Source organism: Polyangiaceae bacterium (assembly GCA_015075635.1).
Lineage (GTDB): Bacteria > Myxococcota_A > Polyangia > Polyangiales > Polyangiaceae > JADJKB01.
In genome coordinates, this window is the sequence record JABTUA010000003.1 from 384,793 (window position 1) to 399,694 (window position 14,902).

Consider the following 14,902-nt stretch of genomic DNA (forward strand, 5'->3'; position numbering starts at 1 on the left):
CATGCGCTGACCCCGTGCTCCCCGTCGTCTTCGTCGATCTCTTCGACCACGCCGAGCTGGTCGGCCTGGTTCAAGCCGCGCTGAACGGCGAGGTGGCGCTGGTCCCCGTCGGTGAGCAGGACGTGCGCCCGCGGCCGAACGCGTTCGAGCTGCGCGTGCCGGGCCTGCGCCCCGTCGTGTTGCTCGGGGAGCCGGCGGGCGAAGCGAGCGGCGGCATGGTGCCGGTGAAGCTCAGCCCCTTCGATGACGCCCACGCGGGGCAACTGTTGGTGCTGGCGTGCTCGGCGCCGGACGATCCCACCACGGGCGTCGCCGACAAATACGCGCCCGGACGCTGGGAGATGCTCTCGGTCGTCGACAAGATCGAGCTCGGCGACGGCATCGAGCTCGACATGCCGCCGCAGTCGCAGCCCGTGTACCGCAAGCTCTCGACGGTGCCGCATGTCAAGGGCATGGGCGAGGCACTCTCCGCCCCACCGCGCTTCGACACCGCTGACCCGATGGTCGGGCGCACGCTGGCCGGCGGCAAGTACGCGATCGAGGTGGCGCTCGGCGCGGGCGCGACGGGCATCGTCTATCGCGCCCAGCAGGTCTCGCTGCGCCGCGCCGTCGCGGTCAAGGTCATGCACGCGCACTTCCGCGCCGCACCTGGCTTCGACAAGCGCTTTCACGCGGAGGCGCTCGCGGCCAGCAAGCTCGACCATCCCAACGTGCTGCGCGTGCTGGATTTTGGCGAGGAGCCGGACGGCCTGCTCTACCTGGTGATGGAGCTCGTCACCGGCAAGGAGCTTCGGGCCCTCTTCAACGAGCGCAGCCTGGGGCGCGACCGCGAGCTCGAGGTAATGATGCAGGTCTGCTCGGCGCTGTCCGCCGCGCACGAACGGGGCATCGTGCACCGGGACATCAAGCCGGAGAACGTGATCATCGCCACCGGCGCCGACGAGGAGGGTCGGATGGTGGACGTGGTGAAGGTCTGCGATTTCGGCCTGGCCACGGTGGAGGCGCCCCGCGCCGGCAAGGACGACAACTCGCTGGCCGCTTCGGCCGTGAACCTGGTGGCCGGAACGCCGCAATACATGGCGCCGGAGCAGATCCGCGGGGAGCGCCTGGACGGCCGCGCCGACGTCTACGCCGTGGGGGTGATGCTGTTCGAGATCGCCACCCGGCGCCTGCCCTTCGACGGCGAGAGCGTGATGGATGTGGTGCAGATGCAGCTCTACAACGAGCCGCCACGCCCCCGCGCCCTCGACCCCCGGGTGGATCCGCGGCTCGAGAAGATCATCTTGCGCACGTTGGCGAAGAACCGCGACGCGCGCTACCCCGCGGCCCGCGATCTGCGCGCGGATCTCCGGGCCTTGATCGACGCGCGCACGGCGGTGCGCGACGTGCAACGCACCAGCGTGCCGCTCGACAGTCCGGAGTCGGGCTTCTTGGAGCTGTTCATCGCGCTGACCACGGGCCTTGCCCCGGCCGGCGTCCGCGACGACGTCGAGCGCGAGCGCACCATCGATCGGCTCTACACCGCGACCCGCACCGCCATCGGCGGGCGTGGTGAGGTGCGGTTTCTGACCCGCGCCATCGACGGTCGCGACCTGCGCGTGCAGAGCGGCGCCGGCGAGACCTTCGAGATCCGCGTGCTCGTCGGTCACACCGCGGAGCCCTACGTGCGCCGGCTCTCGGACGTGCTCGCTCAGCACGACGTCGCCTGCCTCGCGCTGAAGGAGGGCGTGGGGCGCCCCGAGCTGGCGGACATGATCTGGGCCTTCGAGACCGGCTTCACGCCGCGCGAGGTGCTCACGCGCCTGCGGGAGCGCACCGGGCGAGGCGCGGTGGTGCTCTCGGCGAACGATCTGGTCGGCCGGCAGCGGCCCCAGCTGCCCCGCTCCGTGGACCTGGCGCTCAGCCGTATCGCCTTCGATCTCGTGGGTGCGGCCGGCGCCGCGCTCGCCAGCCGCGATCCGGGACCCTTCCGCTCCGGCGTGCTCGACGTGACCAGCGGGCTCTCGAGCGCGGAAGTCCGCGCGCTCTTGGCCAACCTGGATCTGGCTCACTTCGCCGTCGCCAGCCTGCCGCACCTGGCTCGGGTGGACGTGCGGCGCTCGGTCATGGACGCGCTGTCCACCGAGCAGATCGCCGAGCTGTCGCTGATCGTCCTGGACGAGCTGTCGAGCCGAGCCGGCATCAGCACGGGTCACGAAGGCGGCATCGCGCGGCTGCTCGCGGAGGCCCTGGTGGGTCGCGACGAGCCGGAGACCTACGACGTGCTCCGGCGCTTCTACGAAGCGTCGATCTTGGGCCTGAAGGAGCTGCCGACCGCGCTGCAAGACTGGGCGGACGCCGAGCTCTTGGCCTACGACCTTTCCCGCGACGCGGTGCAAATTCTCGCCAGGCTGCAGGCGATCCCCGAGCTCATGGCCTACTCGCAGCAGCTCGAGCGCGTGCAGCGAGCCATGCGGGTCTTGGCCCGGCGTGAGGACACGCCGGCCCTGTGGGCTACCGCGGCGCGCCTGCGCGAGCTGGCGGGCGGCGCCGATCCCGGCGAGCACAGCCACGAAGCGCTGGCCGCCAAGGCGGCCGAGACGATCCGCGAGCCGGAGGTGCTGAGCGCCATTGCCGAGGCCCTGCTGCGCGGCTCCGGAGACCAGCGCAGCGCCGGCATCGGCATCCTGCGCTTCGCCGGCTCCGCGGGCGCCCGGGCGTTGCTCGTCGCGCGCGAGCGCGTCGGCGACGAGCAATCTGCGCGCGGGCGCTTCATCGCGGCGCTCCGCGCCATCGGCGACATGGGTGTGGCCGTCGTCGCGGAGCAGCTGGCGCAACTCGCCGCGCAAGGCCCGCGCTGCTCGCCCCACGACGCCGAGGACCTGTTGCGCGCGCTGCCCGAGCAGCCCTCCGACAAGCTCGGGCCCATCATCGGCGAGTTCGTGCGCCACGAGGCGCCCGCGGTGCGGCGCGCTGCCACGGCGCTGCTCGCAGCGGCGCTCGGCCCCCGCGCTCGAGACGCGCTGGTGAGCGCGATCAACGACACCGACGACGGCGTGCGCATCGCGGCGCTGGCGGGTCTGCGCCAGGCGGGGCTCATCGACCAGCTCGCGGTCTCGCGCATCGACCGCATCTTGAACGCCACCACGGGTGCCAGCGAAGAGCTGCGCGCGGCGGCGGCGGGCGCCCTCAGCGCCGTCAGCGTCGATGCCCGCGTGGCCGCCGTGGACGTGCTCCGGCGCGCGCTGCGCCCGGTGCGCATGTCGTTCATGGCGATGATCAAGGACGCCACGGGCTCGCCCAGCGAGAGCGTGCTGGTGCTCACCACCATCGCGCGGGTGCTGATCACCCTGGCCGGACCTCTGGGGCGGAGCGACGTCGAGGCGCGTGCGCGCGCCAGCCGTGGCGAGGTGAAGAAGGCGCTCCTGGCGCTGCTCGGGCTCGCGGGGTAGCTCAGCTCCGCGCCAGCGATGCTGGGGCGCTCGTCAAGAGCTCCCGCAGCTTGGCCGTCAGCGCGTCCGGCGTGAACGGCTTCTGGAGGAAGGCCGCCCCGCCGTCCAGCTCCTCGCGCTCCGCGGCCGTGTCGGCGGCGTAGCCAGAGATGAACAGCAGGCGTAGACGAGGCCGCGCCTTGCGCAGCTCGCGGGCGAGATCCGGTCCGCTCATGGCCGGCATGACCAAGTCGGTGACGACCACGTCGATGTCCTCCGCGCGTTCCACCTCGCGGAGCGCCTCCGCCCCCGACGCGGCTTCGAGCACGACGAAGCCGCGCCGCTCCAGAATTCGCCGCGTGGAGCGGCGCACCATCGCGTCGTCATCGACCACGAGCACGCGCTCTCCGCGGCCCCGCACGGGCGTCCGTTCCGGCGTCTCCGCTGGCGCCAACGGCTTGCTCGCGCTGCGGGGAAGGTAGATGTCGAATCTGCTGCCCCGTCCGAGCGTGCTCGTGACCCGGATGCACCCGTCCGACTGGTGGACGATGCCGTGTACCGTCGCGAGACCGAGACCGGTTCCTCGCGCGCCTTCTTTGGTCGTGAAGAAGGGCTCGAACAAGCGTGCCAAGGTCGTGGCGTCCATCCCGGTGCCGGTGTCGCTGACGCTGAGAAGAACGCACTGTCGAGTTCCCGGCGGCAGCTCGCCATCCACCCCGGCGGCGCGGGGATCGACCAGCGCCGTGGAGATGCGCAGCTTCCCGCCCTTGGGCATCGCTTGGCCGGCGTTCACCGTCAGGTTCATCAACACCTGCTCCACCTGGCCGCGATCGGCGAGCACGATCCCGCCCGCACCGCCGAGCGACGTCTCGAGCTCCACGTCTCGGCCGGCCAGGTGGCGGATCAGGCCCGCGTTCTCCGCGATCAGCGCGTTCAGATCGAGGGCCGAGCGCTGCATGGGTTGCCGGCGGGCGAATGCGAGGAGCTGGCGGGTCAAGCTCGTCGCGATGTCGGCGGCGTGTCGGATCTCCCGCGCCACCTCACGCACGCCATCGGGCAAGCGCTCGTCGGTCGCCAGCAGCTCCGATTGGCCGAGCATCACCGACAGCAGGTTGTTGAAGTCGTGCGCCACGCCTCCCGCGAGCTGGGCCAGCGGCTGGAGCTTCTGCGCGTGGAGCAGCTCGGAGCGGGCTCGCTCGAGCGAGGCCTCCGCGCGGGCGCGCGACACCACCTCCTCGACGAGTGCATCGCGCGCTTCAGCCGCCGCGCGCTCTGCTCGCTCGATGGACCTGGCGACCCGCGCCGCGATGCGCGTCGCAGCCAGACCCAGGACCAGGCTCGAGCCGACCCCGACGGTGGCCGCGACGATAGCCGGGTTGCCGAGGGGAAACGAGCGCAGGACGGTGCTGATCAACAACCCCTCGGCGACCACCGCCGCGAGCAACACCGGGGCGAAGGCGCGCAGGAGGAGGCCCTCGACCGAGTGAGCGATGAGCGGCCGGAGAGGCCAAGTGTCGGCACCGGTCACCGCGATGACTCCCAGCGCGAGCAAGACGAAGGCTGATGCGGTCGAGATCGCCATGGGGATCTCGGCGGTGCCCTCGAAGAGCGGCGCCCGATAGGCGTAACCCAGCAGGAACACCGCACCGAGCATCGCGCTCGCGGTGGCGAGCGTGCTCGCAGCCTGGCGCGACGTGCGCCGCTCCCAGGGCAGGATCAACGCGACCGACAGCGGCGCGAAAGCGAGCGCCGTGTAAGTCGACATCACACCCAGGGGTACGCCGCGGAGGGTGGCATCGGTAGACATGAGCCAGCGGTCCACCTCGAGACCGAGGCTGAGCGCTCGTTCGAGGACGGTGAACACCGCCAGCAGGGCGACTCCGGAGACCGCAACTCGCGCGAGGAGCACATGACCGCGCGCCCGGAGCAGTAAGGCGCCGGCGGTGGCGATGAACGCCAGCGCGGTGTTCGGTGCCATGGGCACGGTGCTCGTGCCCAGAGCAGCCAGCTCCGGTCGGCCGCCGAGCCATCCGACCAGCGCTGAGCAGGTGAGCCCCAGCGACAGCGCAGCCGACCAAGCCGTGAACGACCGCAACGTCGCGGCCTCGACGACCGGCCTCGAAGCGTCTTTTCGAGCGCGATCCTCGGGTATTTCGTCAGCGTCAGCCAAGAATCAGGTTTCGCCTTCGCGGGCGAAAACGTCCGTTCTCGACTCCGCTTAAGTGGAGACGCTCACCCCGGGTCGATGATACCTTTCGCGGGCTGGGTCATGAACAAACCACTGTACGAGCGGCTAGGTGGGCACGAGGCGATCTTCGCGACCGTGCACGCCTTCTACAGCAAGGTGATGGCGGATCCGGAGCTGTCGCCGTTCTTCACGCACCTGAACATGCAGGCTCAAGCGGACAAACAGATCGCCTTTCTGACCATGGCCTTCGGTGGCCCCAGCCGGTACAGCGGCCGCGATCTCCGGACCGCCCACGCGGGCCTGGTTGCGCGCGGCCTGGGCGATCTGCACTTCGATCGCATCGCGCTCCACCTGAAGGACACGCTGAACGAGCTGGCCGTGCCGAGCGGGCTGGTGGGAGAGGTGCTCGGCATCGTGGAATCGACGCGGAAGGACGTCTTGGGACGATGAGCGCCGCCGCCCGCCGCTGGGGGTGGACCGATGAGGCCGAGCAGACGCAGGTGACGCTGCGTCTGGACGCGCTCTGGTTCGACCGCGTGGAGGTGCGCGAGGACGGGAATCTGCGCTCGCTCGGGGTCGAGGCGTTCCTGAAGGAACCGCTGGACCAGCGCCTGCGCTGGCATTTCAGCGGTCGCCTGGCGTTCTTCAAGGGAGACTCCCAGGTGGACACGCTGGACGCGATGAAGAGCCTGATGGCTGCCGCCCGCTGACGGCGCTATCCTCGGCCCGCCATGCCGGGGAAGCTCTGGGTCAGTCTTTGCTGTTCTGCACTTCTGCTCGTCGGGGCGTGCGGCGGTAGCCAACCGCCTGCGGAATCGCCGGAGCCGGTGCAAGAAGAGCCCAAGCCCGAGCCGAAGTCGGAGCCGAGCGACGAACCCACCGAGGAGCCGACGGGCGAAGCAGGCAAAGGTGAGGGTGAGGGCAAAGGCCCCGCCGCTGAGCCGACTTTCAAGGAAGACAGTTCGGTGGACGAGGCCATCGCCGCCGTGCCGCAAGGCACGCCGCGAGTCAACGTCGAGCAGGACCGGCTGGCCAAGCCGCTGATGGAGGAGAGCCTCTACAAGCCGTGCAAGATGGCGCCGAACCAGCACTTCAAGCTGAAGGTCGCGATCTGGGACGGCAAGGCCGTCGGCATCGACCTGACCGCGACGCCCAAGAACGACAAGGTCGTCGCCTGCATCAAGCAGCAGATCAACGGCATCACCTGGAAGGACAAGGTGAAGTCGCTGAATACGGTCGAGTATCAGTTCTGACCCGGCTCGGCGGCCAGGCCCGGTCTTTTCGCTTCCGCGCGGGCGTGCGACCATCGACTCGGAGGTGTTGGCCGTGCGCGGACTGCTCGCATTCTCGAGCGTGCTCTTGCTCGCCTGCTCGCCGGAGGAGGGGGGCGAACCCGAGCCCCCGCCGGCAGTCGCCGTGAGCACCGAGCTCTCGACGCGCTGGGAGCTGCTCGACCATCGGCTCTCGCTGCTCGAGATCGGGTTCGACGCTCAGGACGACCAGCGGGGCGGCGTGCTCGCGGGGCAGAACGATGGTGGCCCCTTCGGCGCGTTCGACACCGCGATCGTGCGGCAGGCCTTCACGCTCTACGAAGGCAAGGCGCTGGCCTCCACCGAGGGCTCCGTGTTGATTCACATCCCAGGCCCCGGCTCGCTGGATCCCGACGCGTTCGTCGCCGAGGTGGACGCGCGCGTGGATGCCTCGAAGCTCCCAGCCGAGGGCGCGCTCGCCGCTTGGATCCGCGGCTATCGCCTCAGCACGAACGAATACCCGACACCGCCGCCCTTCGCGTCGGATCCGGATCTGCCCTATGACCCCGCCCAGGGCTTCACCACGCAGGGAGTCGGCATCGCCCTCGGTGACCTGCGCCGCGAGGGAGCCGAGATCGTGGTGCCCGTCCGCGCGCGCCACAGCTTGGGTGCGGCAGATCGAGCGAACATGAACGCTGCCGCGCCCCAAGCCAGCTCGTGGTTGCGCGTCGACTTCGTGGTGGTGGGCGCCCGCGGGGTCGCGAGCGCCCTGTCCTTGCAGAAGATCGCCTACACGCTCGGAACCACGGAGTACGGCAAGAACACGTTTCATCCGCACGCGGACGACACGCTGCAAGCGCTCGAGATCGCGGGCGAGCCTCAGTTCGCCTCCGGGTTGGTGGGCCTCAAGCGCTTCGACATCTGGATCAACGCCGACGGTCACATCGATCCCGCCTGTGTCGTCGTGCAGGATCCGGTGAACTTCGCCGGCGAACCAGTGTCGGGGCCGGGGCGTTATCTCACGGAGCTGAGCGCGCGGTTGTGGGACGTTCAGTACGCGGCAGACGCCGGCCGCGCCAGCGCACGCCTCGATCTGTTCTGCTCCAACACCTCCACCGTGAAGGAGATCGGCAACCTCTGCCTCGGGCTCGAGGGTGAGCTGAGCCTGTTGCAGGTGGATGCCCCGATTTCGACCCGCGAGATCCCCGCGTTCGAGCTCGAGCTCACGAGTGGAGAGCTCACCGAGAAGGAAGTGCGTTTCGACCCGTAGAGCACCCATGGACGAGCAAAAGAAGCCGGACCCGAGGCAGGCCGAGACCGTAGAGGTCGCTCCGAGCGACCCGTACGCCGCGACCATCAGCGCCACTGCGCTCGCGGGGGCTCGCCGTGCCTCGAGCGCCGTGACCCAGGCGGCGCCGATCGTCAACGTCCAGCCCACGCTGTCCTTCGCGCCGGAGGCGGATGCGCGCTTCGTCGCGCGCTATGACGTCCGCCAGCGGCTGGGCGCGGGCGGCATGGGCGAGGTGAGGCTCGTGAACGACGCGGCGACGGGCCGCGATGTCGCGATGAAGATGATGCACGCCGGAGAGAGAGACGGTTGGTCCCAGGGCCGAGCGCGCTTCCTGCGCGAGGCACGCGTGCAGGCTCAGCTGGAGCATCCTGCGATCGTTCCCGTCTACGACATTGGCGCGGATCCGGAGGGCCGCGAGTACTTCACGATGAAGCGCATTGGCGGCAGGACCCTGTCGTTCGTGCTGGATGCGCTGGGCCGCGGCAAGCAGGAGACGCTCGACGAGTATCCCTTGAACAAGCTGCTCGGGATCTTCCGTCAGGTCTGCCTGGCGGTGGAATACGCCCACCGGCGCGGCGTCGTGCACCGGGATCTGAAGCCCGACAACATCATGTTGGGCGAGCTCGGTGAGGTGTACGTGCTGGATTGGGGCCTCGCGATGGTTCGCGATCTAGATGACGACCCGATGCCGACCACCACTTCACCCGTCGTACGCCACGTCCCCCAGGGCGTGTCGGTGGCAGGCTCGGTCATGGGGACGCCGGGCTACATGGCTCCGGAGCAAGCCATGGGTCAGGGGACTCTCGACCAGCGCTCGGACGTCTATTCGCTGGGCGCCATCTTGTTCGAGATCCTGACGCTCGAGCCGTTCATCCAGGGCCAGGGGACCAAGCAGCTCATCGAGAGCTCCATACGCGGCTCCGACGCTGCCGCACGCATGGCGGACAAGAACGTTCCTCCCGAGCTGACCGGGCTCTGCGCGGCGGCCACGCGGCGCGCTCGTGAAGAGCGTCTCGAGTCGGCCCAAGCCCTGGCTGACGGCATCCAGGACTATCTCGACGGCGATCGCGACGCCGAGCTTCGGATGCGGCTTGCCGACCAGCACATCCTGGCCGCCGAGGGCGCGGCGGAACGCTCGAGAACGAACGACGGGGATCCGATCGCGGAGCGCCGGCGTGCGATGCAAGAGGCGGGTCGGGCGCTGGCGCTGGATCCGACCTCCGCCCGCGCGGCGGCGGTCATGATGCGTATGTTGCTCGAACCCCCGCCGGTGCTTCCTCCAGAGGTCGAAGCCGAAGTCGCTCGGGAGGAGACGGCGGAAGCCCGCGCCACGGCGCGACAGGGGATTGGCACCTATTTCGCGAACGGCGCAGTCGCCGTCGTGGCGGCGTTCATCCTGGGCCTGCGCGACGTGCGCTGGCTCGCTGCCATCGTCATCCCGCAGTGGCTCGCGTCCGCCATGTGCGTCTACGTCGCGAAGCGCGAGCGCATCGTCGCCGGTCACGTGCTCGTCATTGGCTTCTTCGGCTTCGCCGCCATCGCAGCGGACTCTGGCATCGCCGGGCCGCTGATCCTGGTCCCCGCCTACGCCGCGGCTCACGTGATCATCCTGAGCATGGCGCGGACGGGGAAATACCGCTGGGTGATCCTGGCCATGGGCATCCTCAGCGTCGCGATCCCCGTCGCGCTCGAGTACACGGGCTGGATCACCCCGGCGTACGAGTTCGTCGCGGACGGCATTCACATTCGTCCGCGCTTCGTCGAGCTGCCGCCACTCGCGCTCCCGCTGGGCGCGGCGGAGGCCGTGGCCACGGCGGTCATCGGCCCGGCGTTCGTCGGCTATCGTCAGAGCGACGTGGTCCGGCGCTTGCGTCGCCAGCAGCACTTGCAGGCGTGGATGCTGCGCCAGCTCGCGCCCGAAGCCCGCGTCGTCGACGCAGCGGAAGCAGCCGCGCCTCACTCGCGATAGTAGAAGCGAAACTCGCAGCGCGCGGAGCCCTCGGCGATGGTCTTGCCGCGGCGCAAGCCCAGGAGAGAGCCTTCGGAGTCGAAGTGCCGAGAGTCCGCGGCACAGAAGTTGGGAGCGAGATGACCTCGGCCGGCTGCGTTGCACAGCTCCACCAGCCGGCAGGCGGTCACGTCGACTGCGAGCTCGCGATCGCCTCCCTGCACGGTGCCGATCTCCGCGTTGAACATCCTCTCGCCGATCGACTTCAAGAACTCGTCGCGCTCCGGCTCGGGCGCCTTCGCCCACTCTTCCGGCGCCGGCGCCTGGACGCTCTTCGCCACGAAACGCGCACCCGTCTCCACGATCACGTCGCCCAGGAGGGCGTTCTTGGCCTGGTCGTCGAGCCCGATCACGTCGCGCAAGACGTCATCGAGGTGGAACAAGGTGCGCAGCTGGTGGCGGCAGAGATCTTCTCGCCAGTCGTCCCAGCCGGCACGGGGTACGTCCGCGAGTGGATCGAGATCCCGCCGCACGATCAGCGAAACTCCGACGCGAAGCGTGCGCAAGAGGCCCAGGTGTCGCCGGATGACGCCGAGCGCCGTCGGGATCCCCGTCGATCGATCGAAGCGATCGAGCTCGCGCTTCGTGAGGCGCGACAGCGGGGTCACGGGCATGCCGCCCGACTCTATCATGACGATGAGCTGCTCGCGTTGAGGACGCGGATGCGCGAGGCAGCATCACTCGGAGCGCTCGGCCGCCAGAACGACCTCTCGGGTCGGAACGCGGAGCAGCACGTAACCGACTCCCAACACACCGGCCAGTAGCACCGCGACCTTGACGACCATGCTCGTCGCCACGATCGCGCTCGTGCCCACGGCGACCGAGGCGACCGCCGCCGCAGCGAGCTTCGCGCGCCGCGGCATCCCCAGGCCGTTGCGGTAGTCGCGAATCGCCTGACCGATGTGGGGGAGCGAGAGCAACCAGGCGAGGAGCCGCGGGCTCGAGCGCGCGAACGCCCAGGCCGCGAGCAGGAAGAACGGCGTCCCCGGCAGCAGGGGCAGCGCCAGGCCCGCGAAACCGAGCGCCGTGAAGGCGAGGCCGAGGAAGATCCACGCGACGCGCACGCCCCGACCTTTGCACGCCGGGCGCGCTCGGGCAAAGCAGCGCGGGTGGGGCTTTCAGCGCGCGCCGAGCCGGAGCAATGTCCGCACTTTGCCGTCCGGCAACCCGCGCACCACGACGTGGTCGGTGCGAGCGTAGGCGAGCCACACCTCGTCCGGGGAGAGGACCGGGACCTGGCTGTCGGCCTCGAGCTCGAGCTCGGTCGAGTCCTGCACGATCCGCATGCGCTCGCCGTACACGATCCTGGAGCGACCCGTGCGACCGAGCGGAACCGGCTGAGCCTCGGCGTTCTGGGTGCACGCGGGCACGCTGGCGCGCCCCGCGGGCACTCCCACCGCTGCGCCCGGCGCCGGAGGAGCGTCGAGGTACGGCGCGCCCATCACGCCGGCGGAGTCGCCGCAGGTGTACTTGCCGCGCCCGAGGTCCAGCTTGGCGATGCCGCCGCAGCCCTCGAGCAGCAGGGTCTTGCCGTCGGGGAGGACCGTCCCATTCAGGATCGGGCCCTGATCGCAGCCGGGGACGACGCGCGTGACGCGGCGGCGGCTCTTCAGCGTCACGCCGTCAAGCACGACCAGATCGTCGCCGCAGGTGACGACGAGCAAGTCCCCGTTCGGGCTCGGCGTCGGGTTGCCCAACTCGCGATCGCCGGTACAGCGCACGACCGCGCGGCGCTCGACCGTGCCCTTCTCGAGATCCCAGCGAAGCACCTGCCGGTTCTCGATGGAGAACCCGATCTTGCCGCTCACTCCCGCGCGCGGCGGCGCGATTGGATACTGCTGGAAGGGAAGCCCCGGGCCGAGCACCAGCTGGCGCTCCGGGTCGTAGAGCAGGGCGCTCTGCCGCGCGCTGCCGTCGGGCGCCGTCTCGACGAAGGTCACGCTGAAGCGCATGCCGCCGAGCAAGGGTGTGACGGTCTCGACGCTCGCGCCTGGGGGCGCGCTGCGCGTATCGAGGCGGGCGAGCTTCGAGCCGGCCTGCACCAAGAGCACGCGCTCGCGCTCGAGGGTGATCGCCGGCACGTCGGTGAGCGCGGTCCCGGGACCGTCGTGTGCGACCGCCAGATCGGGTGTGGTGAGGAGCGCCACGCGCTCCGGGAGGACGAGCACCACTCCGGCGTGGGCCGACGAGGTGACGAGCGTGCGCTGCCCCTCCGGCAAGGGGACCTCCCGGGATCCGCCCTGGGACGTCCACGCGAGCAGCGACCGCGAGCCCTCCACCAGCAACGTCCCGTCCCCGGCGAATGCGACCAGGCGCGGGGGATCGGCCGGCGGCGCTTCGAGCTCGGGCCCCGCCGGTACCGGCGCGGACGCGATCGGCGGAGGCGCCGGCGCCTGGGGAGCGCTCGCCCGCACCTCCGGCGCCCGCCGAACCGGTGACGCACACGAGATGACCAACGCGACCGCGAGCATCGAGCGCTTCATGTGAGCTCCCATCGAGGCAGAAGGCGCATTCGTGACGGTCTCACTGATAGTCGATCGCGGTGTACGCGCCGCCGGTGCTGAAGCCGCAGGCGGCTTTGGTGAAGGGCTCACCAGAGCCAGGTAGTGGCCGCAAGTCGGCAGGCTGGGTCGCAGTTGGCGCAAATCGCCTGGTCTTTCTCTGCCCGCATACACCACGCGCCTCGACCTTCAGGCACCGCGCGGTCGCCGGGTTGCTCCAGCGCTGACCCGCCAACTTGTGTCTTGAAACCACCCACAATGTAGGATAATGTGCGCCGCGTCTCGGCCAAGGAGAGTCAAATGCGCAAGCTTTACATGCTGTTGGCTGCATCGATCCTGAGCGCCGGCTGCGCTGTCGACTCCGCTTCCGAGGACGAGGGCCCTTCGCCCGACGCCGAGAACGCCAGCATCCCGGCTCCCGGCAAGGCCGACTCCACGCTGACCCAGTGCCAGGTGGACGCGGCGCTCCTTTTCGCCAACGACCCCAGCGCGGACGTCGCCACTCTACGCGCGAGCGGCGTGCACTCGCTGGCGGCCAAACGGATCGTCCAAGCTCGGGGTGGCGTCGAAGGCGTCGCGTTCGGCTCGCTCGAGGAGCTCGACGCCGTGCCGTACGTGGGCCCGGCGGCGCTGACGAAGCTCGCGTCGAAGGGCGCAGCGTTCTGCCCGACCGGAGACTACCCGTCCTCGCAGGTCATCATGTCGCCGCAGCCGACGCGGGACACGAGCCACCTGGCCCGCGCGGTCGAGCTGATCGACGCCGCCCAGGAGTCCATCGACATCGCGATGTACAGCTTCAGCGACGCGCAGATCCTCGACGCCCTCGGGCGTGCTCGGGGCCGCGGCGTGGCCGTGCGCTTCCTGTTCGAGCCCGCGCGGGCCGAGGCCAAGGCGCCGGCCGGCACGAAGTCGGCCCAGGTCGAGGCCAAAGGCATCGACGTACGCTTCATCAACAAGATCATGCACCACAAGTTCATGATCGTCGACGGTCCGCGTTCGAGCGCCTTCGCCGCGCTGGGCGCCACGCTGATGACCGGCAGCGGCAACTGGTCGAGCTCCGCCGGCACGCGCTACGACGAGAACACCGTGGTGCTGCGTGGCGCGCCGGAGCTCGCCCTGGCCTTTCAGAAGGAGTTCAACTACCTCTGGGAGAACTCTCGCGACTTCGTCAGCAGCACGCCGCGCGAGGCCGAGAAGAGCCTGCCCATCTCGGCCTGGATGGGGCTCGACGCCGCAGAGACCCAGGCAGCCTTCACCAGCGACAACTTCAAGCTCTTCTCCTCGGCGCTCGGCCCCGGCTTCTCGGTCGTCCCCCAGAAGAACACCGTGGCGGACGTTCTAGTCGGCCTGATCGGCGAGGCCAAACAGTCGATCTGGATCGCGTCCGGTCACCTGCGCTCGCGCCCGGTGACGGAGGCGCTCTTGGCGGCGAAGAACGCGAATCCGAGCCTCGACGTCCGGGTGTACGTGGACGGTCAGGAGTACGTCTCGGCCTCGACCAGCGCGCTGGAGAAGAAGGACCTGGACGCCTGCGTGGTCGCCGCAGGCGACAACGCGACCAAGAAGCAGGCCTGCTACGACAAGGACTTTCACTGGTCCTACCCGGTGGCGAAGGCCGGCGTGCCGCTGCGCTTCAAGCACTACGCCTACCGCTGGCACCACAGCTACGCGCCGCAGATGCACCACAAGTACCTGATCGTGGACGGCGCGGTGCTGGCGTCAGGTAGCTACAATCTGTCCGACAACGCCGAGCACGAGACCATGGAGAACATGGTGGTCTACCGCGGCGCCGCCTTCCAGGGCTTGGTCGGCGACTTCGTCGAGAACTTCGAGAGCATCTGGCAGACCGGCGAGGCAGCCGGCGCCTATGCCGAGATCCTGGACGAGGTGCAGAACGGGACCGGGCCGATCCCGCTGGTCTACGACTCCATGGCGCTGAACCACGAGCAGGTCACGACGCTGAAGGCGGCGATTCGCGAGGCGTGCCCCGAGGTGGACTCGCAGGACTACCGCGAGCACCCCGAGAAGCACATGACCTGTCCGCGCTGAGCGCATGGGTCACGAGCGCGTGACCGCGCGTGCGCTCGCGCGCTGAGTCACTCAGCCGGATCGAGCGGGTCGAACGCTGCGGCCTCGCCGCGCTTGACTTGATCGGAAGTGCGGCCGAAGCGGCGCTCCTTGCCGGAGAAGTCCTTGATGGCGTCGAGCAGCGTGGCAGGGCAGAAGTCCGGCCACATTCATCCTGCCCCAGCTC

Annotated in this window: 12 protein-coding genes; 7 read left to right on the top strand and 5 right to left on the bottom strand. The window is 69.7% G+C overall.

Annotated features, from left to right (window positions below; translation table 11 throughout):
- Positions 1-14 precede the first annotated feature (14 nt).
- Positions 15-3,431, top strand: a complete 3,417-nt coding sequence (locus HS104_32370; GenBank protein ID MBE7484649.1) for a protein kinase — start codon at positions 15-17, stop codon at positions 3,429-3,431.
- Position 3,432: 1 nt separating this feature from the next.
- Here HS104_32370 and HS104_32375 read toward each other — a convergent pair whose 3' ends face one another.
- Complete coding sequence (locus HS104_32375) at positions 3,433-5,505, bottom strand: response regulator (protein MBE7484650.1); 2,073 nt, start codon at positions 5,503-5,505, stop codon at positions 3,433-3,435.
- A 174-nt stretch (positions 5,506-5,679) separates the two neighbouring features.
- On the opposite strand from HS104_32375, the gene HS104_32380 reads away from it, so the two are divergent.
- The 5 genes from HS104_32380 (at position 5,680) to HS104_32400 (ending at position 10,108) form a co-directional block, all read left to right on the top strand.
- Positions 5,680-6,048, top strand: coding sequence for a group 1 truncated hemoglobin (locus tag HS104_32380; GenBank protein ID MBE7484651.1), 369 nt, complete (start codon positions 5,680-5,682; stop codon positions 6,046-6,048).
- Positions 6,045-6,308: a hypothetical protein gene (locus HS104_32385; GenBank protein MBE7484652.1), complete on the top strand. Its 264-nt coding sequence runs from the start codon at positions 6,045-6,047 to the stop codon at positions 6,306-6,308. Before HS104_32380 ends, HS104_32385 begins: the two co-directional genes overlap by 4 nt.
- A gap of 21 nt (positions 6,309-6,329) precedes the next feature.
- Positions 6,330-6,851, top strand: a complete 522-nt coding sequence (locus HS104_32390) for a hypothetical protein (protein ID MBE7484653.1) — start codon at positions 6,330-6,332, stop codon at positions 6,849-6,851.
- Between the two features lie 73 nt (positions 6,852-6,924).
- Entirely contained in the window at positions 6,925-8,118 is a 1,194-nt protein-coding gene (locus tag HS104_32395) for a hypothetical protein (GenBank protein MBE7484654.1), read from the top strand.
- Positions 8,119-8,125: 7 nt separating this feature from the next.
- A complete protein-coding gene (locus HS104_32400) occupies positions 8,126-10,108 on the top strand; it encodes a serine/threonine protein kinase (GenBank protein MBE7484655.1) in 1,983 nt (660 codons plus the stop codon).
- On the opposite strand, the gene HS104_32405 is transcribed toward HS104_32400, so the two are convergent.
- From HS104_32405 to HS104_32415, 3 genes are all read right to left on the bottom strand, one after another.
- Positions 10,096-10,761, bottom strand: coding sequence for an L-2-amino-thiazoline-4-carboxylic acid hydrolase (locus tag HS104_32405; GenBank protein MBE7484656.1), 666 nt, complete (start codon positions 10,759-10,761; stop codon positions 10,096-10,098). The genes HS104_32400 and HS104_32405 overlap by 13 nt on opposite strands.
- Before the next feature lie 63 nt (positions 10,762-10,824).
- Positions 10,825-11,211: a YbaN family protein gene (locus HS104_32410; GenBank protein MBE7484657.1), complete on the bottom strand. Its 387-nt coding sequence runs from the start codon at positions 11,209-11,211 to the stop codon at positions 10,825-10,827.
- Positions 11,212-11,265: 54 nt separating this feature from the next.
- A complete protein-coding gene (locus HS104_32415; protein ID MBE7484658.1) occupies positions 11,266-12,630 on the bottom strand; it encodes a hypothetical protein in 1,365 nt (454 codons plus the stop codon).
- A gap of 318 nt (positions 12,631-12,948) precedes the next feature.
- Between HS104_32415 and HS104_32420 the strand changes: the two genes are divergently transcribed.
- The gene (locus HS104_32420; protein MBE7484659.1) at positions 12,949-14,697 is read left to right on the top strand and encodes a hypothetical protein; all 1,749 of its coding nucleotides are present in this window, start codon (positions 12,949-12,951) and stop codon (positions 14,695-14,697) included.
- A 47-nt stretch (positions 14,698-14,744) separates the two neighbouring features.
- Here the strand turns inward: HS104_32420 and HS104_32425 are convergent, their stop codons facing one another.
- Positions 14,745-14,885: a hypothetical protein gene (locus tag HS104_32425; protein ID MBE7484660.1), complete on the bottom strand. Its 141-nt coding sequence runs from the start codon at positions 14,883-14,885 to the stop codon at positions 14,745-14,747.
- Positions 14,886-14,902 lie beyond the last annotated feature (17 nt).